The following is a 24,477-nucleotide window of genomic DNA, read 5'->3' on the forward strand; positions in this document are numbered from 1 at the left end:
AATGCGCAAGTTTCAGGATCTGCTCGCGCAGATTTTCGATGTCGCTTTGGTATTGGTAGGCGCGACCGTGGCGTCACGGATTCGCTTCGACTATCTCGGCCAGTCGGGTTTCTACTGGGCGCTGGTGATGTTTTCGGCTGCGTTCGCGCTCGCGATCTTCCCCGCGTTCGGGGTCTATGAATCATGGCGCGGACGCTCGAAGCTCGGGCTCGCCGGGCAGGTGTCGCTCGCGTGGCTGATCGTGCAGGCCTGCGCGCTGGTGCTGATGTACTCGCTGCATCGCATCGATATCGTGTCGCGGCTGTGGTTCTCGTATTGGACGGCGACGACGGGCGGCCTGCTGATCGCGAATCGGCTGATTACGCACGCGGTGCTCGCGCGGGCGCGCGGCGCGGGCATGAACCTGCATCAGGTCGCGATCGTCGGCAGCGGCTCGCAGTGCGATGCGATCCTGCGCCGCATCGAGTCGGCGCCGAGCGCGGGCTTTCGCGCGACCGCCGTCTACAACAGGCGCCCGGACGACTCTGGCGTGACGAATCCGCGCGTGCCGGTGTTCGATCGCGTCGATCTGCTGGCCGACTACATCCGCAGCAACGACGTGCACGAGCTATGGCTGATGCTGTCGCTGTCCGAAGAGCCGCTGATCTGCGCGCTGATCGACGAGTTCCGCGACGACCTCGTGAATATCCGCTTCATGCCGGACGTGCGCAGCCATGCGCTGTTCGAAGGCAGCGGCGTGGTCGATCTGCTCGGCATGCCGGCGATCAATCTGGTCGCCTCGCCGCTGTCGGCCAACGCGATGCTGAAGAAGGAAATTTTCGACCGGCTGTTCGCGGCCACCGCGATCGTGGCCCTCGCGCCGCTGCTCGTTTGCATCGCGATCGCGGTGAAGCTCTCGTCGCGCGGACCGGTGTTGTTCAAACAGAAGCGCAAGGGCGCGGACGGCCGCGTGTTTACGATCTACAAGTTCCGCTCGATGCGCGTGCATACCGAAGCGAAGGGCACCTTGAGCCAGGCGACGCGCAACGACAAGCGCGTGACGAAAGTGGGCGCGTTTTTGCGCCGCACGAGCCTCGACGAGCTGCCGCAATTTTTCAACGTGTTGCGTGGCGACATGTCGGTCGTAGGACCGCGTCCCCATGCGCTCGAGCACGACGACCTCTATCAGAAGGTGGTCGCGGGCTATATCCATCGCTACCGGATCAAACCGGGAATCACGGGCTGGGCGCAGATCAACGGCTTCCGTGGCGAAACCGACCGCATCGAGAAGATGGAGCGTCGCGTCGAACACGACCTGTACTACCTGGGTCACTGGTCGTTCGCACTCGATATGCGGATCATCGGCGCGACGATTGTCGCCGGACTGGTGCATCGAAACGCTTATTAGAAAGTCATAACAACGCCTCGGGGCGAAGGAGTAAAGATCATGAGCTCACTTGGTTTTCGCACAGGAAGTCTTGTGGTTTTCGCTAGTGCAGCAGTATTGCTTTCCGGATGCCAGATCGTGCCGGGACAACGGATGATCACGCCGGCCGGGATTCAGGACACGGGTGGCGAATTCAGTACCGAAGCTTCGCAGCAGAAGCAGATTCCGATCACCGATATCAATCTGGAACTGCTGAGGAAGATTGGTGCCGATCAGAAGGCTTCGCAACTGTCGCCGGAGACGGCGGGGCTGTTCGGCAAGCCGGCGCCGTACAAGCTGGGCCCGGGCGACGTGCTGCAGATCGTCGTGTGGGATCACCCGGAACTCGCGGCCGCTCTTGGCCAGCCGCCGAGCAATTCGCGTCCTAGCGATGCGATGCCGGGCTTCCTGATCGATGAAACCGGCGACATCCAGTTTCCGTATGCCGGCACGCTGCACGTCGTCGGCAAGACCGTCACGCAGATTCAGCGCGAACTGAATCAGCGTTTGAGCAAGGTGTACCAGAAGCCTGAGGTGACGGTGCGCGTCGCGTCGTTCCGCAATGCGACGGTGTATGTCGATGGCGAAGTGCGCACGCCGGGCACGCAATCGATCAACGACGTCCCGATGTCGCTGACGAACGCGATCGGCCTGGGCGGCGGCTTCACCACGACCGCGGATCGCAGCCGCGTCGATCTGATCCGCAACGGCACGACCTATAGGCTGAACATCGACGACCTCGTCAAACGCGGCCGCAATCCGTCGGAAATCTATCTGCAGCCGGGCGATACCGTGCGCGTGAACGCGCGCGAAGACAGCGGCGTCTACGTGATGGGCGAAGTCAACAAGCCGGCCACGGTGCTGCCGCTGCGCAACGGCTCGCTGACACTGTCGCAGGCGATCTCCGATGGCGGCAGCTTCGACTCGAACACGGCCTCGGGGCAGCAACTGTTCGTGATCCGCAATTCGACCAGCGAGTCGCCGCAGATCTATCACCTCGATGCGACTTCGCCGGTGGCGATGCTGCTCGCGAACCAGTTCGAGCTGCAGCCGAAGGACATCGTGTACGTCGGCCAGGGCGGTCTGGTTCGCTTCAACCGCGTGCTGAACCTGCTGTTGCCGGCGATCAACGCGGCGGTGACGGGAGTCGTCGTGTCGAAGTAACGCAGGCGTGACGCGATATCTGAACCGGCAGGCCTTGTTGGGTGAAAACATGGCAATCAATTACGAAAATCGCTACGCCGGCGTGTATGAACCGGGGCAGTTGCATCTGTCGGACTACCTGCGCACGATCGTGCGCGGTTGGCGCACGATCCTCATCGTGACGCTGATCGCGCTCGCGCTCGGTAGCGCGTACGCGTTCCTCACGCCGCCGGTCTATCGTTCGGACGTGCTGTTTCACGTTCAGGACAGGACGGCGAACGCGGCGAACGTCAATGCGAACGGCCGGGATGCGGCATCGCCGCTTCCCGGCGCGTACGATTCGAAGCCGTCGACCGCGGCGCAGATCGAGCTTTTGAAGTCGCGTCTCGTCACAGAGGAAGCGGTCCGCGCGCTGCACCTCGACATCACGGCGAAGCCGCGTTATCTGCCGGTGATCGGCAGCAGGATCGCGGGACTCGTGAACGGGCACTGGTGGTTCCGGCTGCCGTCGTTCATCAACCTGCGCGGATTCGCGTGGGGCAACGAGAGCATCGCGGTGTCGCGCTTCGACGTGTCGAAGGACCTGTATGGCGAGACCTTCACGCTTATTGCGGGCGCCGGCAACACCTTCATGCTGCGCGATCCTCACGGCAGCGCGATTCTGTCAGGGCGCGTCGGCGAGACCGTGCAGACCGATACCGCGGTCGGGCCGATCACGCTGCACGTCGACACACTGGTCGGCGCGCCGGGCTCGCGTTTCGAACTGACGCGCGCTTCGACGCTCGGCACGGTGGAGCGTCTGGCGAAGACGATGGTCGTGCAGGAGACGGCCGAGGACTCCGGCGTGATCCGCGTGAGCCTCGAAGGCGCCGACCCGGCGCTGACCGCGGCGATCGTCAACAACGTGGCGCGCCAGTTCGTGCGCCAGGATCTGGCGAGCCGTTCGAGCGAGTCCGATCACACGCTCGCGTATCTGGAGCAGCAGCTGCCCGCCGCGCGCAAGGCGCTCGACGATGCGGAAGAACGCTACGGCAAGTTCCGCAATACCCATGGCACCGTCGATCTCGGCGAAGAAAGCAAGCTGCTGCTGCAGCAGATCGTCGACAACAAGACGAAGCTGCTCGATCTGCAGCAGCAGCGCGCGGAGCTATTGCAGAAGTTCACGCCGAACCATCCGACGGTCGCCGCGCTCGATGCGCAGATCGCCGCATTGCAGGGCGCGCAGAGCACGATGAACCGCAGCGTCTCGACGATGCCCGACACCGAGCAGACCGCGTTGCGTCTGCAGCGCGACGTGCACGTGAACACCGATCTCTACACGAACCTGCTCAACAGCGTGCAGCGGCTGCGGGTGGCGCAGGCCGGGCAGGTGGGCGGCGTGCGCGTGGTGGACTTCGCCGAAACGCCCGACGATCCGGTGCGGCCCAAGCGGATGCTGGTGATTTTGATGTCGCTCGGCGGCGGCCTCGTGCTCGGCTTGCTGCTGGTGTTCCTGAAGCGCGCGATGCGCGGCGGCGTGGAGCGCCCGGACGAACTCGAGGGGATGCTCGGCGTGCCGGTATTCGCGGTGGTGCCGCGCAGCCAGACGCAATTGCGTCTGCAGGAAAAGGTGTCATTGCGCCAGCGCGGGCAGCATGTGCTCGCGCAGCAGGCGCCCGAGGATCTCGCGGTGGAGGGCGTGCGCAATCTGCGCACGTCGCTGCAGTTGTCGCTCGATCATGCGGCCAACAACGTCGTGATGATCACCGGGTCGCGGCCCGATGCGGGCAAGTCGTTTCTGTCGGTGAATCTGGCGACGCTGGTCGCGTCGGCAAACAAGCGCGTGCTGATCATCGACGGTGACATGCGGCGCGGCGACGTGCATTCGCATTTCGGCGTCAGTCATCGGCCGGGACTGTCCGACGTGCTGTGCGGTGGCGATCTCAACGCGATGATCCAGCGCGACGTGCTGCCGGGCCTCGACGTGCTCGCGAAAGGCACGCTCCCCTCGCACCCGGCCGAACTGCTGATGAGCCGACGCTTCGAGGCTATGCTCGAGGTGCTGAAGCCGCAATACGACGTCGTGATCATCGATACGCCGCCGGTGCTCGCCGTGACCGATTCGACGCTGATCGGCAAATACGCGGCGACGTCGCTGCTGGTCGTGCGGCATGGGCGTCAGCCGCTGCACGAGATCATCGAAACCGCCAAACGCCTGCGTAACGGTGGTGTCGGCCTGCGCGGCGTGCTGCTCACCGACGTGCCGCAGGAAGCCGCGTTCCTCGGCTCGGGGTATCAGGGCGGCTATTACGGCTACGACAGCATCGTCGGTTGACACCGGCTGCCCGCGCGGCGCGTCTTTGGGGAGCGCCGCGCGGGCAGGCGTGATTGGCGGCATGCTCGTGCCGCCATCTCGCGAGATCCCTCGCAATCCTTAGCTCAGTGGTGCCGCAGCAGATCGCGCAATGCGTGCGACTCTTCCGCCGGCGGCTCCACGGTCTGCCACGCCAACGGCGGGATGGTCTGCCACGCCGATTCGTGCGACGCGAGCGAGACGAGGCGCTGCGCGTCCTTGCTGCTCGAATCGATCCGCAACGCTTCGTGGGCGTTGTGCGACGCGCACTCCCAACGTCCGACGTTGCTACAGCCGCGCGCGAGACTCAGCAACGCGTCCCGTTGCTGCTCCAGCGTGCTGACCTGGGCGCGCATGCCGCGCGCGTCGCGATTGTTGGGCTGCGCGGTGATGGCCGCGGCGAGGCGCGTTTTGGTCGCCGACAGATTGCCTCGTTGCAGATAGCCGCGCGCGGCTTTCAGATTGCGCTCGGCGTCGGCGCGCTGTTTGTCGGCCAGCGTGAGCGGGGCGGCCAACGTGTCGGTGTTGCTGCTGGGGTTGGAGTTGACCGACGCGACCACCGTGCCGCGCGGCGTGGGTGCGGCGACGCCCGCGCCCGATTTCGTGGTCGGCGCTGCGGTGGGTGCGGTCGTGACGACGAGTGGAGACGATGGCACGACGGCCGGCGTGGTCGCAACGACTGACGTTGACGGTCGGGCCGGGACGGGTGCGGTCGCCAAGACTGGCGGTGACGAATGCGCTACGGTTGGCGCGGACGCGACGACGGGCGGTGCTGCGCGAGCTTCGGTCGGTGTGGTCGCCACGACCGGCGGTGACGAGCGCGTCACGGTTGGCGCGGACGCGACGACGGGCGGTGCTGCGCGAGCTACGGTCGGCGTGGTCGCCACGACCGGCGGTGACGAGCGCGTCACGGTTGGCGCGGACGCGACGACGGGCGGTGCTGCGCGAGCTGCGGTCGGCGTGGTCGCCACGACGATCGGCGCCGAGCGCGCTACGGTTGGCGCGGTCGCCACGACGGGCGATGAGGATGGTGCGACGGTCGAGGTGGTGGCCACGACTGCCGGTGACGACCGCGCCAAGGTTGGCGTGGTCGCCACGACGGGCGATGAGGATGGTGCGACGGTCGAGGTGGTGGCCACGACTGCCGGTGACGACCGCGCCAAGGTGGGCGCGGTCGCAACGACGGGCGACGAGGACGGCGCGACGTTCGGCGTGGCCGCCACGGCCGGCGGTGACGATCGCGCTACGGTGGGCGCGGACGCGACGACGGGCGATGACGAGCGCGCCCCGGCAGGCGCGGTCGCCACGACCTGCGGCGCCGATGACGCGACGGGCGCGCTCACGTTCGCCGGTTGCTGCCGCGCGACGATCACGGGACGCGGTGCTTGCGCGACGATCGACGCGGGCGTCGGCGCCGCGGCAACCGACGGCGCCGCATTCCGCGCAACGCTCTGCGCAGGGACTTGCCCAGGCTTATCCGGATGCACTGTGCCGAAGACCGTCACTGGCGTGTCGACGCTCGCATCGTCGTCGAGAAGAACGAAGCCGATATACACGGCGCCGAGCGTCGCGAGCGCGGCCGCGGTTAGCGCAAGTGGGTGCCGCCGTCGACGTCCGCCCGGCTCGAACGTGGCCTCGTCGAGCAATTCGTAGGGGCTCATCTTCGTTTGGGCGGAGCGCCGCGACGCACGGTCCGCGGGCAAGCTCGCGGCCGCTGGCAGCGGGTCGAGTTGCGCGTGCGATGTACTCAGCGCCCGGGATCGCGCGGTGCGCTCGCCGGGCTTGTCGTCCGTATCGAACGAATCGATCGGCAGCGCATGGCATGCGGGACACGGCGAAAAGCGGCCCGGCAGCGGCACGCCGCAGTATGCGCAGTGATGGAAAAATGGCTGGTCGGAAGTCGAGTCGCGCGGCATGGCCGTGTCGCTCCGCTGGCGCCGAAGGTCGGCGCCATTAAAAAGAATGAATGCGACGACGCTCGCAGGCGGCGTCGGCCGAACTACTGGACGACGTAACCGCGCGCCTGCATGCACGCGCCGTAGGCGGCCCAATAGCGGGTCATCGGAGGCTCGGGCGCGGGCAGCGGCGGCAGCTTCACGTTCGACGCCGCGTTGGCCTGCATCGGAGCGCCCGCTCCATCCGACGCGCCGGCTGCCGCGCTCGCGCCCGGTGTCGCCGCCGATGCGCTCGGCGGTGCGTTCGCCGTCGCGGTGGCCGGTGCCCCTCGCGCACTGGCGCCGTTCGGGGCTTCGTTCACGGGCTTCGCCGACGCTGCGCCGCCAGGCGCTTGCGCGCCGGCGAGCGGCGCGCTCGCGGCTTCGGGCGCGCTCGCGTTCCACGGCAGCGGCGTGGCCGAGAAGGAACTGGGGGGAAGAGGGGGTTTCGACGGTACGCCGGTCGACGCACCTTTGGCCGCCGGCGGATGACGCGGCGGAATCTGCGACTCGTGGGCCATGTTGACCCCGGTCACGCGGTTCGCCTCGGCGTAGCACATCGCGTTATCGATGCTGCGCTCGTAAGGGCTCTGACTTCGGATCGGATAGGTGACTGGCCGCCACGCGAACGCGGCAGTGCTCGTCACCAATAGCGTCAGTACGGTATATGTTTTAAATGCCATCGCAGTCACTCCCGCAGCGATGTCTCGCCTTTTTGTGTTTGATTTCGTGTCGTGTTCGAGCTTGTTGTCGATGCCTGGCGCTCGTGCTTCTGTCGCGGCCTGCCGATAGGCCGTGGCGTTGCGGTGCTCGTGCCACGGCTCCCCGGAAGGGCACGTCGCAAATGCCGCTTTAACGAGCGTAGCACCGCGGCTTGGCCGCGCGATGCATCGAATAGCGCGCGAAAACGCCATCGTGCAGTGCAATCAGGACACAATCGGCGAGGCGGCGTTGAAGATCGGGACAATCCCTGGTCGCCACGAAGGATCGTCAGGAGTCGAAGATGAAGAATCCATCGTATCCCTATCGACCGCTTTGCGCTGCGCTTTGTTTGTCGATGCTGTCGCTCGCGCCGCTCGCGAGCGGCGCGAGCGACGCCAACATGAGCGCGGAGACGGCGGGCGAGCGGGCGAGTTTCGCGCAGGCGTTTTGCGGCGTGTCGCCCGAGCGCATCGGTGACTATAAGGAGCGGCTCCGAAAGGTGCTGACCGGAGCGACCGATTTCGATCAGCACTGGGACGCGGGCTGGCATCGCACCGACGACACCAATAGCCAGATGAACGCACTACGCGAGCGAGACCCGAAGGAATTCGCGGCGCGTATCAAGGTCAATTGCGAACGGCTCAAGTGGATGGCAGGTAACGCGTTGCGCCCGCCTGCGCAGAAGTGAGTCGAACCATGCTCGATCGGACGGGGGTTTTCCCTGGAAATCGCAGATCCGACGGTATCGAGTACGGTGCGTGGCTGCTGTTTGTCTGCGATAGCGCCCCTTCGTCGTGCGGCGACAAGCCGCAAATCTCGCCGCAAGTATTTGTTTTTGCTCGGGTTCGCAGCTCAGACGCATGATTGCGCCGGCGCGCCTGCACCGCGCCGGTCGTGCAAAACCTCGCCCGCAGCGCCGCTGTTCCCTACTTCTTGAATTTGTCACTACCCGTCCATATAATTAGCACTCGCTGCACGAGAGTGCTAACAACATCTCCGGTTGGCTCGTCCAGCCGGGTTTTCTCAGCGTTCTTCAGTCTCAATCAGAGAGGAGTATGTATGAACCTTCGTCCTTTGCATGATCGCGTGATCGTCAAGCGTCTGGATCAGGAAACCAAGACCGCGTCGGGCATCGTGATTCCCGAAGCCGCAGCGGAAAAGCCGGATCAAGGTGAAATCCTCGCAGTCGGCCCGGGCAAGCGCGACGACAAGGGCGCAGCGATCGCCCTCGACGTGAAGGTCGGCGACCGCGTCCTGTTCGGCAAGTACGCAGGCCAGACCGTCAAGGTCGACGGCAACGAACTGCTGGTGATGCGCGAAGAAGACATCATGGCCGTTGTGCAGAAGTAAGCGCAAAGTCGCTACTTCCCCGGTTATATCCAAAGTATTCAAGGAGTTAGAAGATGGCAGCTAAAGACGTCGTATTCGGTGATTCCGCCCGTGCCAAGATGGTCGAAGGCGTGAACATTCTCGCCAACGCCGTGAAGGTCACGCTGGGTCCGAAGGGCCGCAACGTGGTTCTCGAGCGCAGCTTCGGCGGCCCGACGGTCACCAAGGACGGTGTGTCGGTCGCAAAAGAGATCGAACTGAAAGACAAGCTCCAGAACATGGGCGCGCAAATGGTCAAGGAAGTCGCTTCCAAGACCAGCGACAACGCAGGCGACGGCACGACGACCGCTACGGTTCTCGCGCAATCGATCGTCCGCGAAGGCATGAAGTACGTCGCATCGGGCATGAACCCGATGGACCTGAAGCGCGGCATCGACAAGGCTGTTGCAGCCGCAATCGAAGAACTGCGCAAGATCAGCAAGCCGTGCACGACCAACAAGGAAATCGCCCAGGTTGGCGCGATCTCGGCGAACAGCGATTCGTCGATCGGCGAGCGCATCGCTGAAGCAATGGACAAGGTCGGCAAGGAAGGCGTGATCACCGTCGAAGACGGCAAGTCGCTGCAAGACGAGCTGGACGTCGTCGAAGGTATGCAATTCGACCGCGGCTACCTGTCGCCGTACTTCATCAACAACCCGGACAAGCAAGTTGCCGTGCTCGACAACCCGTTCGTGCTGCTGCACGACAAGAAGGTGTCGAACATCCGTGATCTGCTGCCGGTTCTGGAACAAGTCGCGAAGGCTGGCCGTCCGCTCTTGATCATCGCTGAAGACGTCGAAGGCGAAGCGCTCGCAACGCTGGTCGTCAACAACATCCGCGGCATCCTGAAGACCGTAGCTGTCAAGGCACCGGGCTTCGGCGATCGTCGTAAGGCGATGCTGGAAGACATCGCGATCCTGACCGGCGGCCAGGTCATCGCAGAAGAAACCGGCCTCACGCTCGAGAAGGCAACGCTGGCTGAACTGGGCCAGGCGAAGCGTATCGAAGTGGGCAAGGAAAACACCACGATCATCGACGGCGCTGGCGAAGCAGCGAACATCGAAGCTCGCGTCAAGCAAGTGCGCAAGCAGATCGAAGAAGCGACCTCGGACTATGACCGTGAAAAGCTGCAAGAACGCGTTGCCAAGCTGGCAGGCGGCGTTGCAGTGATCAAGGTCGGTGCTGCGACCGAAGTCGAAATGAAGGAAAAGAAGGCACGTGTCGAAGACGCACTGCACGCAACGCGCGCAGCTGTGGAAGAAGGCATCGTCGCTGGCGGCGGCGTCGCGCTGATCCGTGCGCGTACGGCGATCGCTGGCCTGAAGGGCGCAAACGCCGATCAGGACGCAGGTATCAAGATCGTTCTGCGTGCAATGGAAGAGCCGCTGCGCCAGATCGTCACCAACGGTGGCGAAGAAGCGAGCGTCGTCGTGGCAGCGGTTGCTGCGGGCAAGGGCAACTACGGCTACAACGCAGCGACCGGCGAGTACGTCGACCTGGTTGACGCAGGTGTCGTGGACCCGACGAAGGTGACGCGCACGGCGCTGCAAAACGCAGCTTCGGTTGCTGGCCTGCTGCTGACGACCGACGCAGCTGTCTGCGAACTGCCGAAGGAAGAAGCTCCGATGCCTGGCGGCATGCCCGGCGGCATGGGCGGCATGGGCATGGACATGTAATTCCGCTCGGGCCTCGTGGTCCGGCCGCGTGGTTGAACGGCCGCGCGTCTGGATCACGGACGAGGCCCGCTTGGAAGATCATGTGGGGAGTGCGCCGCGAGGCGTTCCTCAAACGAAAAACCCGCTCAGGCGGGTTTTTCGTTTGGAGCCGGCGTTGATGTGGCGGCCAGCAAGCGCTTCCGGACGCCCTTTGTCCGGATCAGGCGCCCGCGACGTGAGCCGTACGTTGAGCCGATCTTCCGAGACACTTTTCGTGCAGGTAGTGGAAAATCTGCGCGACGCTTTGCGCGGGGCTCAGCGTTCCGGTTTCGACGTGCAGGTCAGGATCGATCGGTGCTTCATAGGGCGCTGATACGCCGGTGAACGAACTTATCTCGCCAGACCTCGCTTTCGCGTAAAGACCTTTGGGATCGCGGCTTGCGCAGGTGGCGAGCGAGGCGGACACGTAGGTTTCGACGAACTTGTCGGCTCCGATGATCTCGCGCGCCATTGCGCGGTCTTCGCGTAGCGGTGAAATCAGCGCGGTAATCACGATCAAACCCGCATCGTTCATCAACTGGGCGACGTGCGCGACGCGGCGGATGTTTTCGCGCCGGTCGTCGCGCTCGAAGCCCAGGTCGCTCGCCAGACCGTGGCGGATGTTATCGCCGTCGAGCACATAGCAGGCATGACCGAGCGCGATTAGCCGCTCTTCGAGCGCAAACGCCAGTGTGGATTTACCGGCGCCGGACAGGCCGGTCAGCCATAGCGTGGCGGGCGTCTGATCGAATATGCGCATGCGGTCCCGCGCCGCGATCTTGCCGGTGAAGCGTTGCACGAAGATGGGCGGCTCTTTCATGTATAAGTTCTCCTGACTCCTTTGGCTCACTCGCAGTGCCAGCCTTGTCGCCACGTGCCAGCGTTGTGCAGGCGTTCCGTGGAATCCGCGATCGTAACGCAAAAGCCTTCTGGGATGCCGTCTGGCAGCGCAATCGAAAATCCGCTGTTCGAACTCGGATAGCCTGCGCTTGCCACATCGGGCCGCGGCTCGCCGCTGAGGCCGGTTGCCACGATCTGCGCGCCGATCCGCACTTCGAGCGGCACTTGCCGCTCTGGCCTGCTCAAGTTGACGGCCCAGCCGCGCACTACACCGTCCCCCACCGTGTCGACGAAGCCGTCGAACAGGTCGGCCGGCGGACGCCGCTGGCTTTGCGCGAACTCCAGATAAGTATCGATCGGCGTCATATCGAAGCGGCGGATCACCTCATGCACGCGCGACAGGAATGAGCCGTCGATGCCCAGAACCGTTGCGCTATAAATGTGCGGATTCTCGAGCTGATTTATTTCTGCCTGGATCACGCGGACCAATTCAAGCGCATTCGAAAAGACGCTGCCCGATTCTTTCGCATAAGCTTCGACGATGCGATTGGCATCGCGAAACAGCTCGTAATCAAGGCGGTTGTCATCGATAAATTTCTGTCTTGCTGCTTCGCTTAACAGTGCTGTGCCATTCGGTTTGCCATTAATGCGGTTCGCTTCGAAGCAGAACGGTAATTTCATTCCGGTCGAACCGCACAACCGCAGTAAGAATTCGCTCATGTCCTCGCAGACGCCGACGGTACCGATATGTTCGCGCAAATGGATTTGCGCGACGGCGAGGGACGCTTCGTTGACCGCCGGTTCGCCGCTCAGCATCTGCACGAACAGGTTCCGGCCGCCGAGCGATTCGCTGACCCACTCGTCGAGCGATAGCACGCCTTGAAGCGCCATAGCCTCCGGCGTCGACACGCTGACCCCGCGCATGATTTGGCCGTTCTTGCCGTTCGCGGCATACCGGTAGTGAGAGATGTGGCGCGCGAGCGGATCGCGCAGGATCGTGCAGTAGTTGACCGGATGTTTCATCACCCGATGAATCCCAAACGGATGATGTCCACCGCCGACTTGCGTCTCGAGAAGCTTCGCGCGACAGTTTCCCCACCCATCCTGATCCCAAACAAAGCTAATGAATTGATCATTACCTTTGTTCAAATCAAAGCACGAAATAACGGTCGAACCGCCGCATTTCGGTGGATGGATAAAAAAGGTCGGAAAAGACATGTGGGGACATATGGCTGTCAGTGATGCGTAAAGTCTAGACAAAAGGTGTCATTGACGTTGTAACGTTTAATTACGCAGGAACACGTCTGGTTACATTGGCGCGAAAGACGCACCAAATGAAAAAACCCGCCTAATAGCGGGTTCTGGTCGATTACCGATGAATGACGAGATCAGTGTCGCGCTTCCCCGGGCGCTGCGCCCTTGCCTTGGGCCGGCGGGGTTTCCTCGTCGTCGCTGCTGCGTGCCCAGAAGAAACGATCGGGCATGTACGCCCCCATGCCGGGCCGGAACGCATTGCGCACCGCCTGATACAGATACTCCTGGCTTTCGCGCACCGCTTCCGCGGGCTCCTGGCCGTTGGCGAGCAGCGCGGCGATCGCCGCGCCAAGCGTATCGGTCAGGCCCGTCAGCCGATGGGGCGCACGGTCCCACAAGTCCTGACGCAACTGGCCGTCCTCGCTGAAGAGCGTGTTGACGAGCCGGTGCGTGCCGGTTTCGGTCGACAGAATGTACTCGCAGCCCTGCGACAGCAGATGTGAGATCGCGGCGTCGAGGCTCGGCGCCTCCGCGTCGCCGTCGGGCTGCGCAAGCGCGAGCAGCGTCGACGAGTCGGCGACCAGCAGCGTGGTTTGCGGGGCGAGCAGATCAGCGATCGCTTCGCGCAGTTCGTCGGCGGCGACCACGTGTTCGTCGTCGAGCGTGAAGTCCGGGGCGAGGATCAGCGGGACATCGTCGTAGTCGGCAACCACTTCCGCGATCGCGCTGACCACCTCGGCGCGCGTGCACGCGCCGACCTTGAAGGCGGCGATCGGCATGTCCTCGAGCAGCATGCGCGCCTGCGTCGCGACGATGTCAGGGTCGAGGCCGGTGACTTCATCGCAGCTCGCCGAGTCGCGCACGGTATAGCCCGTGAGCACGGATACGCCGTGGCAGCCCATGCTGGCAAGTGTCATCAGGTCCGCCTGCAGGCCGGAGCCGCCAGTGGGATCGGAGAGGCCGAAGGTGAGGACGATCGGAGGCGTGTCGCTGGGCATGAAAATGGATAAGAAAAGCAGGATTTCGGCGCACAGTGCGCAATTGGCTCAATTATGCGGCCTAAACCGTTGACAGGGCGTTTTTTCGCTCGGCTTGCCCGAGGGCCCACTCTACCGTCTCGCTGGCGCCCGCCCAACGCGTGGCAAGACGCCGCAAGCGGCGCTGGCACGGCGCGCGGGCGCCCCGCCGAAGGCCGGTCCACGCTGCGGTTGCGCGTTTTCGATTGCTAGGCATGGGGGCGCCAACACGGTACCATCATGGCTCCCGTTTCCACGGACTCAACGACGCGACAAAAGAATGGAATATCAAAGCTGGATGTGCCTGATTTGCGGCTGGATTTACGACGAAGAGGCCGGCTTGCCCGACGAAGGCATTGCGCCGGGCACGCGCTGGGAAGACGTGCCCATCAACTGGACGTGTCCCGAGTGCGGAGCGCGCAAGGAAGACTTCGAAATGGTCCAGATCTGAAGCACGGCAAGCCCCCGGAAGCTTCGGCCCCAAAACGGTGTCCCGAGGTTCGGTCCCGAACCTGAACCCTGAGCTTCAATCCCGAAAGTGAGCGGTGTCGCCACCGCACAATTGCTGCAATCGCTTGATGCGTCCGGCGCGCCCGGCGCCTGTCTGAGCGCGCTGGCGCGGAACATCGCCGGACGCGTCGTGTCGCAACGGTAGTCTGTCATTGTCCTGTCGCCGGTTCGCGCGGTGGCCGCTCACTCGGCACGCGGCGCGAAGCGACGGCGCCGTCAGCTTCGTGTCGCCTGCCCATGACTCTTCGATCCGCAGCACCCGTTTCCATCGATGCACTGCCGAACCCGCGCGGCGGCGCGGTCCGCCCGGCGGAACTGGCGCTCGCCGAGGCGTCGCTCGCGTTCGAGCAGCGTCACGAGAGCGGTGCCGCGCTGCTGCGTGCGTCGCATGCCTTGCGCACGGCGGGCTGGCTCAGCGCGCAGCGTTTCGCCGACGCGCTGGTGCGGCTCTCGCCGCTCGCGAGCGACGAGTCGGCCGAAGCGCAAAGCGCCCGGCCGGTGTTCGGCGCGGCGCTGCGCGACTTCCGCGCGGCGCTCGAACGTCACAATCTGCGCGAGCTCAGCTGCTCGCCGACGCTGTTCAACCATTACCGCGAGCTGTGCGCGCAACTCGTCGAACCCGCGCCGGGCTCCGCCGTCGCGTTCGAAGAGCTCGCGCTGTGCGCGCGGCCGGTGCCCCCGGCGTCGCTGCACGCTCAATCGGCCGATCAGCTGGCACATCTGCGGGCGCGCTACGAGCGCGCTCTGCTGCCGGTGCTGCGCTCGCAGGCCGACACGGGTAGCGCGGTGGCGCTTGCGGTCACGAACGCCGCGCTCGACGAACTCGACGCCGTGTTCACCGAACTCGCCGGTCCCGATCCCTACGACTTCTGGCGGCTCGCGCGCGCCTGCGCGAAGGTGCTGCGCGCGCGCGGCCACGCAATTCGCGATATCGAGGCACGGCGCTTTTACGCGCGCTGCAACCTGGCGCTCGCCGATCACGCGCGCGGCATCGAGCGCTCGCCCCGTTCGCTGGTGCGCGCGACGCTCGCGCTGCTGTGGCGCGACTACGCGCTGTTCGGCGCGGCCGCCCAGGACGCCGACCAGGTCGAGGTGCTGCACGATTACGGCTTGACCGTCGACTGGCACGTCGCCGGCACGCAGTCGTCGGAAGCCCTGTGGGAGGCGCGCGCGCTCGAGGCGCAGTCGCTGCCGCACACGCGCGATCTCGGCGTGCTGAGTGTCAACGCGAACGCGTACGAAGATTTCCTGCAGACCGCCGAAGCGTCGATCGAGGCGCTCGCCGCGCATGCCCGCGCGGCCGATCAGCCAGAGAAAGCCGACCCGAGCGAAGCACTGCAGGCGGGCGACGCCGCCTACCGGCTCGGCTCGGCCGCCTGCGCGCTCGGCCTCGGTCACGTGGCGCTGCTCGCCGATGCGCTCGGGCTCGCATGGCGGCGTCGTGCGCATGCGGCCGTCGCGACGCCGGCGGTGCGCGTACACGTGATCGTCGGCGCGCCGGCGGCCGACACGCTCGAGCAGGCCGCCGAGGCGTTGCGCGCGTCGCTGCACAAGGTCGCCGCGGGCGTTGGGCCGGCCGGCGGCAGCTTCACGCAGGCGGCGCTCACCGCGCTCACGCGCGCGATCGAGCAGGGCGGCGCGTGAAGCGCAAGCCAGGCCGAACCAAACGCGCGACGTGGCGCGCGAATTGCGTCCGCAACGCCTCGACCGACGCGCGCCGAATCCGCTGAAACCCATTTTGACGAGTCACAACCCCGCTACTTCGCGACACGCGTCGAACCTGCCGTTCTACGCGGTGTTTCGGCGCCTGATCGCGGCATGGCGCGAGTCGCGCGCGTGATAGAGTGGAACTTGATCCGGCGTCGATGACGCCGCACGTAGCGTGCAACCCAACGCGTTGCAATGCTCAAAGCAGCCCGCCATCGCGCATCGTCTTTGCTAAAATCCGAACTATGTCCAAGAGTACCGATCGCATCAATCTGACCAACCAATTCCTGATCGCCATGCCGAACATGGCCGATCCGACGTTTTCAGGAACGGTGGTCTACCTTTGCGATCACAGTGAGCGCGGCGCGCTCGGCCTCGTGATCAACCGGCCGACCGATATCGACCTGGAAGCGCTCTTCAATCGCATCGATCTGAAGCTCGAGATCGAACCTCTTCTCCATGTTCCCGTGTATTTCGGCGGCCCGGTGCAAACCGAGCGCGGCTTCGTGCTGCACGATCCGAAAGGCGGCAGCGCGTACACGTCGTCGATGTCGGTGCCGGGCGGGCTCGAAATGACCACCTCGAAAGACGTGCTCGAGGCCGTCGCGAGCGGCAACGGTCCGGAGCGTTTCCTGCTGACGCTCGGGCACGCCGGCTGGGGCGCCGGTCAGCTCGAAGACGAAATCTCGAAGAACGGCTGGCTGACGGTCGAGGCCGATCCGAAGATCGTCTTCGACGTGCCGGCCGAAGATCGTCTCGAAGCGGCGCTCGCGCTGCTCGGCGTGTCGCTGTCGATGCTGTCGGGCGAGGCCGGGCACGCATGAGGGGCCGCGCATGAATCTGCCGGCCGGACGTGAGGCGACGCTGCTTGCGTTCGACTACGGCGTGAAACGCATCGGCGTGGCGGTCGGCAATTCGCTGACGCGCCGCGCGCGGCCGCTCGTCGTCGTGCAGAACCGCAGCAAGGAGTACCGTTTGGAAGCGCTCGGCAAGCTGATCGCCGAATGGAAGCCCGATGCGCTGGTGGTCGGTTTGCCGATGCACCCCGACGGCACACCGCACGAGCGCACGCAGCTCGCGAAGCGCTTCGGCAATCAGCTGAACGGCCGCTTCAATCTGCCGGTCACGTGGGTCGACGAGCGCTACTCGTCGGTCGAGGCCGAGGCGCAAATTCGCGCCGGCAACGCCCGAGCCGACATGCTCGATGCCGAAGCCGCGAGCATCATCCTCCAGCAATATCTTGACGGACTTTCCGACGATCATGAGTTCCATTGACGCCGAAGCGCTGTATCGCGCGTTGCTCGACCAGATTCGCGCGGCCTATGGCGACCAGCTCGCCGCAGCGCACGACGGCGCCCAGGCGGCGGTGCTCGCGGGTATCCATAGCGGCGGCGCATGGCTCGCCGAGCGGCTCGCGCGCGACCTGAACCTGCCGAGCTTCGGCGTGGTGAACGTCGCGCTGCATCGCGACGACTACGCGAAGAAAGGGCTGCACGCGCAGGCGAGCCCGACCTCGCTGCCGTTCGCGGTCGATGGCAGCCGCATCGTGCTGGTCGACGACGTGCTGTACACCGGCCGCACGATTCGCGCGGCGGTAAACGAGCTGTACGACTATGGCCGGCCTGCATCGGTCGAACTCGCGGTGCTCGCCGATCGCGGCGGACGCGAGTTGCCGGTGGCGGCGCGCTTCGTCGGCGGCGTGGTCGACGTGCCGGCCGACGCGACGCTCGTGCTGGCCCATGAAGACGACGGCGCGGGCGGCCAGCGGTTCTCTTTTCACACTGAAGCACGCGTCGATTGAAACTCGCGCGCGCGGCGCGCCGACCTCGATCACGTTGAAGCCCGTATTTGAAGCAGGTACATCATGAACACCGCCACCCAGGCTCCGCAAGATTCCCCCGCTAGCGCATCCGAGCGCTTCCGCTACGGCTTCCTGAAGGGCAACCCGCAGCTCACGAAGAACGGCGAGCTCAAGCATCTGCTGTCGATCGAGGGCTTGCCGAAGGCCATCGTCAATCACATTTTCGAGACCGCCGACCAGTTCGTCAGCGTGACCGACCGTGAAGTGAAGAAGGTGCCGCTGTTGCGCGGCAAGTCGGTGTTCAACCTGTTCTTCGAAAACTCGACGCGCACCCGTACCACGTTCGAGATCGCGGCCACGCGCCTGTCGGCCGACGTGCTGAATCTGAACATCAACGCGTCGTCGACGAGCAAGGGCGAATCGCTGCTCGACACGATCAACAACCTGTCGGCGATGCACGCGGATCTGTTCGTCGTGCGTCATGCGTCGAGCGGCGCGCCGTTCCTGATCGCGCAGCATTGCGCGCCGCACGTGCACGTGATCAACGCCGGCGACGGCCGTCACGCGCACCCGACGCAGGGTCTGCTCGACATGTACACGATCCGCCACTACAAGAAAGACTTCACGAAGCTGCGCGTGGCGATCGTCGGCGACATCCTGCATTCGCGCGTCGCGCGCTCGGACATTCATGCGCTGACCACGCTCGGCGTGCCCGAAGTGCGTGCGATCGGTCCGCGCACGCTGCTGCCGGGCGGCCTCGAACAGATGGGCGTGCGCGTGTTCCACAACCTCGACGAAGGGCTGAAGGACGTCGACGTCATCATCATGCTGCGCCTGCAGAACGAACGCATGAGCGGCGCGTTGCTGCCGTCGTCGCAGGAGTACTTCAAGAGCTGGGGGCTGACACCCGAGCGACTCGCGCTCGCCGCCCCGGATGCGATCGTGATGCACCCCGGCCCGATGAACCGTGGCGTCGAGATCGACTCGCAGGTCGCGGACGGCCCGCAATCGGTGATCCTGAATCAGGTGACGTTCGGTATCGCGGTGCGCATGGCGGTGATGGGGATCGTCGCGGGTAACAACGATTAAGCAGCGACTCATCAGGAAGCCGAAGCACAGGCTGAACCACAGGTTTAACAAAGGCAGCGCATGAAGATTCATATTCAAGGCGGCACGCTGATCGATCCGGCAGCGGGCACCGAACAGCAGCAGGACATTTTTATCGAGGCGGGCAAGATCGCCGCTCTCGGCCAGGCGCCGGCCGGCTTCCAGGCGGAGCGCACGCTCAACGCCCAGGGTCTGTCGATCGCGCCGGGTCTCGTCGACCTGTGCGCGCGTTTGCGCGAGCCGGGCTACGAGCACAAGGCGACGCTCGGCTCGGAAATGGCCGCGGCGCTCGCGGGCGGAGTGACGAGCCTCGTATGTCCGCCGGACACCGATCCGACGCTCGACGAACCGGGCCTCGTCGAAATGCTGAAGTTCCGCGCGCGCAATCTGAACAAGGCGCACGTGTATCCGCTCGGCGCGCTGACGGTCGGTCTGAAGGGGCAGGTCATCACCGAGATGGTCCAGCTGACCGAGGCGGGCTGCGTCGGCTTCTCGCAGGCCGATACGCCGATCGTCGATACCCAGGTGCTGATGCGCGCGCTGCAATACGCGAAGACCTATGGCTTCACCGTGTGGCTGCGTCCCGTCGATGCGTACCTCGGCAAGGGCGGCGTCGCCGCGAGCGGAGCGCTGGCGTCGCGGCTCGGTTTGTCGGGCGTGCCGGTGTCTGCCGAAACGATCGCGCTGCATACGATCTTCGAACTCGTGCGTGTGACCGGCGCGCGCGTGCATGTGTCGCATGTGTCGTCGGCGGCGGGCGTCGCGCTCGTGCGCGCGGCAAAGGCCGAAGGCCTGCCGGTGTCGTGCGACGTCACCGTGAACCACGTGCATCTGATCGATCTCGACATCGGCTATTTCGACGCGCAGTTCCGGCTCGATCCGCCGCTGCGTCAGCAGCGCGATCGCGAAGCGATCCGCGCAGGCCTCGTCGACGGCACGATCGACGCGATCTGCTCGGCGCACACGCCGGTCGACGACGACGAAAAGCTGCTGCCGTTCGCCGAAGCGACGCCCGGCGCAACCGGCCTCGAACTGTTCCTGTCGCTGACGGTCAAGTGGGCCGACGAAGCGGGCGTGCCACTCGCGAGCGCGCTCAATCGCATCACCGCGGCGCCGGCGCAGGTGCTCGGCCTCGAAGCGGCTGGCCGTATCACGGTCGGCGCGGTGGCCGACCTCTGCGTGTTCGACCGTCATGCTCACTGGCGCGTCGAGCCGCGCGCGCTGAAGAGCCAGGGGCACAACACGCCGTTCCTCGGCTACGAGCTGCCGGCGCAGGTGCGCGCGACCATCGTGTCGGGTCAGCTCGCGTATGAGCAGCGCTGAGCGGCATCGTCTCGGTCCAGTCAAGGAAAGCCCCGCCCATGAAGCTCGCGTTACGCAAGATCCGTCTCATCACGCATCTGCTGCACGGCATGTGGACCGTCGCGACGCGCTTTCCGAACGCGAGCGCCGAGCGGCGTCACGCGCTCAATCGCGCGTGGTCGCTGAAGATGCTGCGGCTGTGCGGCATGCGCCTTGTCGTGCATAACGATGCGGTGCGGCTCGATCGTGGCGCGCTCGTCGTCGCCAATCACATCTCGTGGATCGACATCTACGTGATCAACGCGTGGCGGCCGACGCCTTTCGTGTCGAAGGCGGAGATCCGTCGATGGCCGGTGGTCGGCTGGCTCGCGCAGCAGCTCGACACGGTGTTCATCCAGCGCGAGAAGCGCAGCGACGCGAAGCGGATCATGCACGAACTCGCCGATCGCCTCAGTGCGGGTGAACTGATGTGCGTGTTCCCCGAAGGCACGACGTCGAACGGGCTCGAGCTCCTGCCGTTTCACGCGAACATGTTTCAGGCGGCGGTGTCGGCCGGTGTGCCTGTGCAACCGCTGTGCATCATGTACGAGAATGCGCAGGGCCGGCAGTCGACCGCACCCGCGTATATCGACGATGTCTCGTTGTCCGACTCGCTCGACATGCTGTTGCGTGGCGGTCCGCTGACCGCTCACGTCTATGTCGGCGCGCCGCTCGCACCGAACGCCGACCGGCGGGTGCTCGCGGCGCAGGCTCAGAACGTGGTGGCGAACGCGTTGCGGGACATGCAGGCCGGCAACGCAGTGGCGGGGACGGTCGCGCAAGAAGGCGACGTGGTAGCTGCCGCGTCGTCGAGCGACGCCGCCGAGACGCCGGAAACGCTGATCGAGCCCGTCGATCAGCCGCGCCGCTCGGCCTGAGCGGCGGCGCTGCCGGGCAGCGTCGCCGGCTTCTGTTTAATTGCCCCCGCGCGGCACACCGCACGAATCGCAATCGACCTGCGTCAACGTACGCTCCGCAGGATTTCGCGCGAGCCGTACCGCCGACAGCTTTTGCCCCCACACGCAACCCGAGTCGAGGCCGATCAGGTTGTCACGCAGCATCAGGCCGAGCGCGGCCCAATGACCGAACACGACGGTCACGTCGGCGGTCTGGCGCGACGGCGCGTCGAACCAGGGCATGCAACCGCGCGGCGTGGATGCGAGCGTGCCGCTGCTGCTGAAATCCATCACCCCATCGGCGCTGCAAAAGCGCATGCGTGTCAACGCGCTGCACGTAACGCGCAGACGCTCGATTCCCTTCAGGCCCGGCTTCCAGCGGTTCGGCTCGTTGCCGTACAGGCCGGCAAGCGTTTCTTTCCAGTTCGGCGCACGCAGCGCGCGCTGCAATTCGTCGGCGAGTTCCAGCGTCAGCGTCGTATCCCATTGCGGCAGCACGCCCGCGTGCACCATCAGCATGCCGTTGTCGAAATGCGCGAGCGGCCGGTGGCGAATCCACTCGAGCAGATCGGCGGCATCGGGCGCGGCGAGGATGTCTTCGATCGTGTCGCCCTTCTTCGACTTGCGAATCCCCGCCGACACCGACAGCAGATGCAGATCGTGATTGCCGAGCACCGGCACCGCGCGCTCGCCGAACGCGATGACGTCCCGCAAAGTGTCGAGCGAGTCGGGGCCGCGGTTGATCAGATCGCCGGCGAACCACAGCGGTGTGCCGTCCGGCGGCGCGGCCTTGGCGAGCAGTTGCTGAAACGGCGCACGGCAGCCTTGCAGATCGCCGAAAGCAAGAGGAACGAGAGGAGCGGACGTACTGGAAGCGTTGTGGGGTGTCATCGAGGAAATCGGATCGATTCGATACGCGCGGTGTTGCACGACGCGTGCCACGCTGGGCAGAGCAGCAAGCTAGCGTGACATAATAGCCCGTTTGCGGTTCGGATATCGCGCTATGGACCGCGCGCTACTCCAATACAACAACAGGATGACTCTCTCGTGAACGAAGCCAGCATGTCGTCTCCCGCCGCGAAGCAATCATTTCGCACGCTCGTCACCGGTGCGAACGGTTTTACCGGCCGCTATCTGGTCGAGAAGCTGATCGGGCGTGGGCACACCGTGATCGAAGCGGTGTCCGGCCGCGACGAGCCCGACACGCCGACACGCGTCAAGCTCGATATCACCTCACCGGAAGACTGCCGGCGCGTGCTCGACGCCGTGCGGCCCGATTACATCGTGCATCTGGCCGCGATCAGCTTCGTGGGACACAACGATCCGCTCGACTTTTATCGCGTCAACGTGATCGGCACGCTGAACCTGCTGGAAGCCTGCGCCGCGATCGGCCACGTGCCGCGCAAGCTGCTGATCGCAAGCAGCGCGAACGTGTATGGCAACGTCAGCAGTGCCGCGATCGACGAGAGCTTTGCGCTGACGCCGGTCAATCATTACGCGGCCAGCAAGGCCGCAATGGAAGCGCTGGTGCGCACATGGTTCGACCGTCTGCCGATCCTGATCGTGCGGCCGTTCAACTACACCGGCCGCGGCCAGGCGGTGAACTTCCTCGTGCCGAAGATCGTCAGCCACTTCGCACGTCGCGCGGCGTCGATCGAACTCGGCAATATCGACATCGCGCGCGACTTCTCCGACGTGCGCTATGTTGCGAGTGCGTACGAGGCGCTGCTCGACTCCGATGTCGCCGCCGAGATCGTCAACGTCTGCACCGGCAAGCCGTATTCGTTGCGTGAGATCCTGACGACCGCGAGCGAACTCACCGGTCACGACATCGAAGTCCAGGTCAATCCCGCCTTTGTCCGGCAAACGGACGTCAAGATGCTTGCCGGATCGCCCGCCAAATTGCAGTCGCTGGTGCCGGCGGTCGACTCGATCCCGTTCATCGATACGCTGCGCTGGATGCTCGGGGCCTGAGCGCGTTCGCGCGAGCAACCTTCTGATGGTCTGCATTCGCGGCGTTTCGCAGGGCTTTCGCACGTTCTTCCTGTCCGTTTCCCGGTCTTTGCGCGCCGGACCGCATAGTATGTCGTGCAGATCATTACAAGCGTCAAAATGCGCGTAACCGCACCGAAAGGCTCCATTTTGCAGACCAGCGGCAACGAATTCTGTCAAGCTGTTTCAAGTTGTTAGGGTTCTAGTTTTTGCACGGGGCAGCTTTATAATTGTGGCTTCATAAAATAGGCGTCTGAGTGTCCGCTCTCCGCGGGACGCGTCGGTCGGCCAGAGAAACAGACACCACACGGGGTGAACAGGTCGCAAGTTCTTCGCTGCCTGTCACTAACATCGACAAGGGAATTAAATGATCCTGGTAACGGGCGGTGCCGGCTTCATCGGCGCTAATTTCGTGCTCGACTGGCTGAATGCGTCGGACGAAGCGGTGCTCAACGTAGACAAACTGACCTACGCCGGCAACCTGGGCACGCTGAAGTCGCTACAGGGCAATTCCAAACACATTTTCGCGCGCGTCGACATCTGCGATCGCGCCGCGCTCGACGCGCTATTGGCGGAACACAAGCCGCGCGCCGTGCTGCATTTCGCGGCCGAGAGCCATGTGGATCGCTCGATTCACGGTCCGGCCGATTTCGTGCAGACCAACGTGGTCGGCACCTTCACGTTGCTCGAAGCGACGCGCAGCTACTGGAACACGCTGGATGAAGCGGAGCGCGCCGCGTTCCGCTTCCTGCACGTGTCGACCGACGAAGTGTTCGGCTCGCTGTCCGCAACCGATCCGCAGTTCTCCGAAACGACGCCTTATGCGCCGAATAGCCCCTATTCGGCGACCAAGGCCGGTTCGGATCACCTCGTGCGCGCCTACCATCACACGTACGGCCTGCCGGTGCTGACCACCAACTGCTCGAACAACTACGGTCCGTACCAGTTCCCCGAAAAACTGATTCCGCTGATGATCGCCAACGCGCTCGGCGGCAAGCCGCTGCCGGTGTATGGCGACGGGCAGAACGTGCGCGACTGGCTGTACGTGGGCGACCACTGCAGCGCGATCCGCGAAGTGCTCGCGCGGGGCACCCCGGGCGAGACGTACAACGTCGGGGGCTGGAACGAGAAGAAGAATCTCGAGGTCGTGCACACGCTGTGCGACCTGCTCGACCAGCAGCGTCCGAAGGCGGCGGGCTCCTATCGCGACCAGATCACCTATGTGACGGATCGTCCGGGCCACGACCGCCGTTACGCGATCGACGCCCGCAAGCTCGAGCGCGAACTCGGCTGGAAGCCGGCGGAAACGTTCGAGACGGGACTCGCCAAAACGGTCCAGTGGTATCTCGACAACCAGCAATGGGTCGACGAAGTCGCTTCGGGCGAATACCGGAAGTGGGTGGAGACCAACTACGCGCAGCGCGCGTAAAGGCAC

General features: G+C 64.8%; 23 protein-coding genes. 17 read left to right on the forward strand and 6 right to left on the reverse strand.

Annotation, left to right across the window (positions count from 1 at the left end; all coding sequences use genetic code 11):
• Position 1: 1 nt before the first annotated feature.
• Genes AB3X95_RS33925 through AB3X95_RS33935 form a run of 3 tightly spaced genes read left to right on the forward strand, consistent with a single transcriptional unit; the run spans position 2 to position 4,862 of the window.
• Positions 2-1,387, forward strand: a complete 1,386-nt coding sequence (locus tag AB3X95_RS33925) for an undecaprenyl-phosphate glucose phosphotransferase (RefSeq protein ID WP_368623561.1) — start codon at positions 2-4, stop codon at positions 1,385-1,387.
• 39 nt (positions 1,388-1,426) lie between these two features.
• Entirely contained in the window at positions 1,427-2,569 is a 1,143-nt protein-coding gene (locus tag AB3X95_RS33930) for a polysaccharide biosynthesis/export family protein (RefSeq protein WP_368623562.1), read from the forward strand.
• 49 nt (positions 2,570-2,618) lie between these two features.
• The gene (locus AB3X95_RS33935) at positions 2,619-4,862 is read left to right on the forward strand and encodes a polysaccharide biosynthesis tyrosine autokinase (protein WP_368623563.1); all 2,244 of its coding nucleotides are present in this window, start codon (positions 2,619-2,621) and stop codon (positions 4,860-4,862) included.
• A gap of 104 nt (positions 4,863-4,966) precedes the next feature.
• Here AB3X95_RS33935 and AB3X95_RS33940 read toward each other — a convergent pair whose 3' ends face one another.
• A complete protein-coding gene (locus AB3X95_RS33940) occupies positions 4,967-5,395 on the reverse strand; it encodes a hypothetical protein (protein ID WP_368623564.1) in 429 nt (142 codons plus the stop codon).
• On the opposite strand from AB3X95_RS33940, the gene AB3X95_RS33945 reads away from it, so the two are divergent.
• Positions 5,367-6,533: a hypothetical protein gene (locus AB3X95_RS33945; RefSeq protein WP_368623565.1), complete on the forward strand. Its 1,167-nt coding sequence runs from the start codon at positions 5,367-5,369 to the stop codon at positions 6,531-6,533. The two genes, AB3X95_RS33940 and AB3X95_RS33945, sit on opposite strands and share 29 nt — an antisense overlap.
• A gap of 346 nt (positions 6,534-6,879) precedes the next feature.
• Here the strand turns inward: AB3X95_RS33945 and AB3X95_RS33950 are convergent, their stop codons facing one another.
• Entirely contained in the window at positions 6,880-7,497 is a 618-nt protein-coding gene (locus AB3X95_RS33950) for a hypothetical protein (RefSeq protein WP_368623566.1), read from the reverse strand.
• A gap of 320 nt (positions 7,498-7,817) precedes the next feature.
• Here AB3X95_RS33950 and AB3X95_RS33955 point away from each other — a divergent pair, with 320 nt between their 5' ends.
• The 3 genes from AB3X95_RS33955 to groL all read left to right on the forward strand — a co-directional run bounded on the left by AB3X95_RS33955 (position 7,818) and on the right by groL (position 10,560).
• Complete coding sequence (locus tag AB3X95_RS33955; protein WP_368623567.1) at positions 7,818-8,204, forward strand: hypothetical protein; 387 nt, start codon at positions 7,818-7,820, stop codon at positions 8,202-8,204.
• Between the two features lie 371 nt (positions 8,205-8,575).
• On the forward strand, positions 8,576-8,866 hold the full coding sequence (gene groES / locus AB3X95_RS33960) for a co-chaperone GroES (protein ID WP_008923887.1): 291 nt from the start codon (positions 8,576-8,578) through the stop codon (positions 8,864-8,866).
• Positions 8,867-8,919: 53 nt separating this feature from the next.
• Positions 8,920-10,560 carry a chaperonin GroEL gene (gene groL / locus AB3X95_RS33965; protein WP_176109409.1) on the forward strand — a complete coding sequence of 547 codons (1,641 nt, stop codon included), beginning with the start codon at positions 8,920-8,922 and terminating at the stop codon, positions 10,558-10,560.
• A 199-nt stretch (positions 10,561-10,759) separates the two neighbouring features.
• On the opposite strand, the gene cysC is transcribed toward groL, so the two are convergent.
• The 3 genes from cysC to AB3X95_RS33980 form a co-directional block, all read right to left on the reverse strand.
• Positions 10,760-11,398: an adenylyl-sulfate kinase gene (gene cysC / locus AB3X95_RS33970; protein ID WP_368623568.1), complete on the reverse strand. Its 639-nt coding sequence runs from the start codon at positions 11,396-11,398 to the stop codon at positions 10,760-10,762.
• Between the two features lie 26 nt (positions 11,399-11,424).
• Positions 11,425-12,636 (reverse strand): chondroitin 4-O-sulfotransferase, encoded by a 1,212-nt coding sequence (locus tag AB3X95_RS33975; RefSeq protein WP_184226282.1) that lies wholly within the window; start codon positions 12,634-12,636, stop codon positions 11,425-11,427.
• Positions 12,637-12,806: 170 nt separating this feature from the next.
• Positions 12,807-13,670 (reverse strand): hydroxymethylpyrimidine/phosphomethylpyrimidine kinase, encoded by an 864-nt coding sequence (locus tag AB3X95_RS33980; protein WP_368623569.1) that lies wholly within the window; start codon positions 13,668-13,670, stop codon positions 12,807-12,809.
• A gap of 298 nt (positions 13,671-13,968) precedes the next feature.
• Here AB3X95_RS33980 and AB3X95_RS33985 point away from each other — a divergent pair, with 298 nt between their 5' ends.
• The 8 genes from AB3X95_RS33985 (at position 13,969) to AB3X95_RS34020 (ending at position 21,032) form a co-directional block, all read left to right on the forward strand.
• Positions 13,969-14,139, forward strand: a complete 171-nt coding sequence (locus AB3X95_RS33985; protein ID WP_006047743.1) for a rubredoxin — start codon at positions 13,969-13,971, stop codon at positions 14,137-14,139.
• A 296-nt stretch (positions 14,140-14,435) separates the two neighbouring features.
• Positions 14,436-15,842, forward strand: a complete 1,407-nt coding sequence (locus AB3X95_RS33990) for a hypothetical protein (RefSeq protein ID WP_368623570.1) — start codon at positions 14,436-14,438, stop codon at positions 15,840-15,842.
• Positions 15,843-16,150: 308 nt separating this feature from the next.
• Entirely contained in the window at positions 16,151-16,729 is a 579-nt protein-coding gene (locus AB3X95_RS33995; protein WP_013088593.1) for a YqgE/AlgH family protein, read from the forward strand.
• A gap of 10 nt (positions 16,730-16,739) precedes the next feature.
• Complete coding sequence (ruvX, locus tag AB3X95_RS34000) at positions 16,740-17,180, forward strand: Holliday junction resolvase RuvX (RefSeq protein ID WP_176122574.1); 441 nt, start codon at positions 16,740-16,742, stop codon at positions 17,178-17,180.
• Complete coding sequence (pyrR, locus tag AB3X95_RS34005; RefSeq protein WP_368590163.1) at positions 17,167-17,706, forward strand: bifunctional pyr operon transcriptional regulator/uracil phosphoribosyltransferase PyrR; 540 nt, start codon at positions 17,167-17,169, stop codon at positions 17,704-17,706. The genes ruvX and pyrR overlap by 14 nt, the downstream gene beginning before the upstream one ends.
• Before the next feature lie 63 nt (positions 17,707-17,769).
• Positions 17,770-18,795 (forward strand): aspartate carbamoyltransferase catalytic subunit, encoded by a 1,026-nt coding sequence (locus AB3X95_RS34010; RefSeq protein WP_368623571.1) that lies wholly within the window; start codon positions 17,770-17,772, stop codon positions 18,793-18,795.
• 60 nt (positions 18,796-18,855) lie between these two features.
• The gene (locus AB3X95_RS34015) at positions 18,856-20,136 is read left to right on the forward strand and encodes a dihydroorotase (protein WP_368623572.1); all 1,281 of its coding nucleotides are present in this window, start codon (positions 18,856-18,858) and stop codon (positions 20,134-20,136) included.
• A gap of 38 nt (positions 20,137-20,174) precedes the next feature.
• Positions 20,175-21,032: a 1-acyl-sn-glycerol-3-phosphate acyltransferase gene (locus AB3X95_RS34020; RefSeq protein WP_184225946.1), complete on the forward strand. Its 858-nt coding sequence runs from the start codon at positions 20,175-20,177 to the stop codon at positions 21,030-21,032.
• A gap of 36 nt (positions 21,033-21,068) precedes the next feature.
• Here AB3X95_RS34020 and AB3X95_RS34025 read toward each other — a convergent pair whose 3' ends face one another.
• Complete coding sequence (locus AB3X95_RS34025; RefSeq protein WP_368623573.1) at positions 21,069-21,941, reverse strand: symmetrical bis(5'-nucleosyl)-tetraphosphatase; 873 nt, start codon at positions 21,939-21,941, stop codon at positions 21,069-21,071.
• A 171-nt stretch (positions 21,942-22,112) separates the two neighbouring features.
• Between AB3X95_RS34025 and AB3X95_RS34030 the strand changes: the two genes are divergently transcribed.
• Entirely contained in the window at positions 22,113-23,024 is a 912-nt protein-coding gene (locus tag AB3X95_RS34030; RefSeq protein WP_368623592.1) for a GDP-mannose 4,6-dehydratase, read from the forward strand.
• 385 nt (positions 23,025-23,409) lie between these two features.
• Positions 23,410-24,471 carry a dTDP-glucose 4,6-dehydratase gene (gene rfbB / locus AB3X95_RS34035; RefSeq protein WP_176367679.1) on the forward strand — a complete coding sequence of 354 codons (1,062 nt, stop codon included), beginning with the start codon at positions 23,410-23,412 and terminating at the stop codon, positions 24,469-24,471.
• Positions 24,472-24,477 lie beyond the last annotated feature (6 nt).

It is taken from the genome of Paraburkholderia sp. BR13444 (assembly GCF_040948755.1).
GTDB classification, from domain to species: Bacteria; Pseudomonadota; Gammaproteobacteria; order Burkholderiales; family Burkholderiaceae; genus Paraburkholderia; species Paraburkholderia youngii.

Excerpts from the sequence above, each read along its gene's own strand:
- groES (WP_008923887.1), top strand. The coding sequence starts at position 8,576 with ATGAACCTTCGTCCTTTGCATGATCGCGTGATCGTCAAGCGTCTGGAT.
- AB3X95_RS33950 (WP_368623566.1), bottom strand. The coding sequence starts at position 7,497 with ATGGCATTTAAAACATATACCGTACTGACGCTATTGGTGACGAGCACT.
- groL (WP_176109409.1), top strand. The coding sequence starts at position 8,920 with ATGGCAGCTAAAGACGTCGTATTCGGTGATTCCGCCCGTGCCAAGATG.
- AB3X95_RS33985 (WP_006047743.1), top strand. The coding sequence starts at position 13,969 with ATGGAATATCAAAGCTGGATGTGCCTGATTTGCGGCTGGATTTACGAC.
- AB3X95_RS34010 (WP_368623571.1), top strand. The coding sequence starts at position 17,770 with ATGAACACCGCCACCCAGGCTCCGCAAGATTCCCCCGCTAGCGCATCC.
- AB3X95_RS33925 (WP_368623561.1), top strand. The coding sequence starts at position 2 with ATGCGCAAGTTTCAGGATCTGCTCGCGCAGATTTTCGATGTCGCTTTG.
- cysC (WP_368623568.1), bottom strand. The coding sequence starts at position 11,398 with ATGAAAGAGCCGCCCATCTTCGTGCAACGCTTCACCGGCAAGATCGCG.
- AB3X95_RS34030 (WP_368623592.1), top strand. The coding sequence starts at position 22,113 with ATGTCGTCTCCCGCCGCGAAGCAATCATTTCGCACGCTCGTCACCGGT.
- AB3X95_RS33980 (WP_368623569.1), bottom strand. The coding sequence starts at position 13,670 with ATGCCCAGCGACACGCCTCCGATCGTCCTCACCTTCGGCCTCTCCGAT.
- AB3X95_RS33935 (WP_368623563.1), top strand. The coding sequence starts at position 2,619 with ATGGCAATCAATTACGAAAATCGCTACGCCGGCGTGTATGAACCGGGG.
- pyrR (WP_368590163.1), top strand. The coding sequence starts at position 17,167 with ATGAGTTCCATTGACGCCGAAGCGCTGTATCGCGCGTTGCTCGACCAG.
- AB3X95_RS33975 (WP_184226282.1), bottom strand. The coding sequence starts at position 12,636 with ATGTCTTTTCCGACCTTTTTTATCCATCCACCGAAATGCGGCGGTTCG.
- AB3X95_RS34015 (WP_368623572.1), top strand. The coding sequence starts at position 18,856 with ATGAAGATTCATATTCAAGGCGGCACGCTGATCGATCCGGCAGCGGGC.
- AB3X95_RS33995 (WP_013088593.1), top strand. The coding sequence starts at position 16,151 with ATGTCCAAGAGTACCGATCGCATCAATCTGACCAACCAATTCCTGATC.
- AB3X95_RS33990 (WP_368623570.1), top strand. The coding sequence starts at position 14,436 with ATGACTCTTCGATCCGCAGCACCCGTTTCCATCGATGCACTGCCGAAC.
- AB3X95_RS33930 (WP_368623562.1), top strand. The coding sequence starts at position 1,427 with ATGAGCTCACTTGGTTTTCGCACAGGAAGTCTTGTGGTTTTCGCTAGT.
- AB3X95_RS34020 (WP_184225946.1), top strand. The coding sequence starts at position 20,175 with ATGAAGCTCGCGTTACGCAAGATCCGTCTCATCACGCATCTGCTGCAC.
- AB3X95_RS34025 (WP_368623573.1), bottom strand. The coding sequence starts at position 21,941 with ATGACACCCCACAACGCTTCCAGTACGTCCGCTCCTCTCGTTCCTCTT.
- ruvX (WP_176122574.1), top strand. The coding sequence starts at position 16,740 with ATGAATCTGCCGGCCGGACGTGAGGCGACGCTGCTTGCGTTCGACTAC.
- AB3X95_RS33955 (WP_368623567.1), top strand. The coding sequence starts at position 7,818 with ATGAAGAATCCATCGTATCCCTATCGACCGCTTTGCGCTGCGCTTTGT.
- rfbB (WP_176367679.1), top strand. The coding sequence starts at position 23,410 with ATGATCCTGGTAACGGGCGGTGCCGGCTTCATCGGCGCTAATTTCGTG.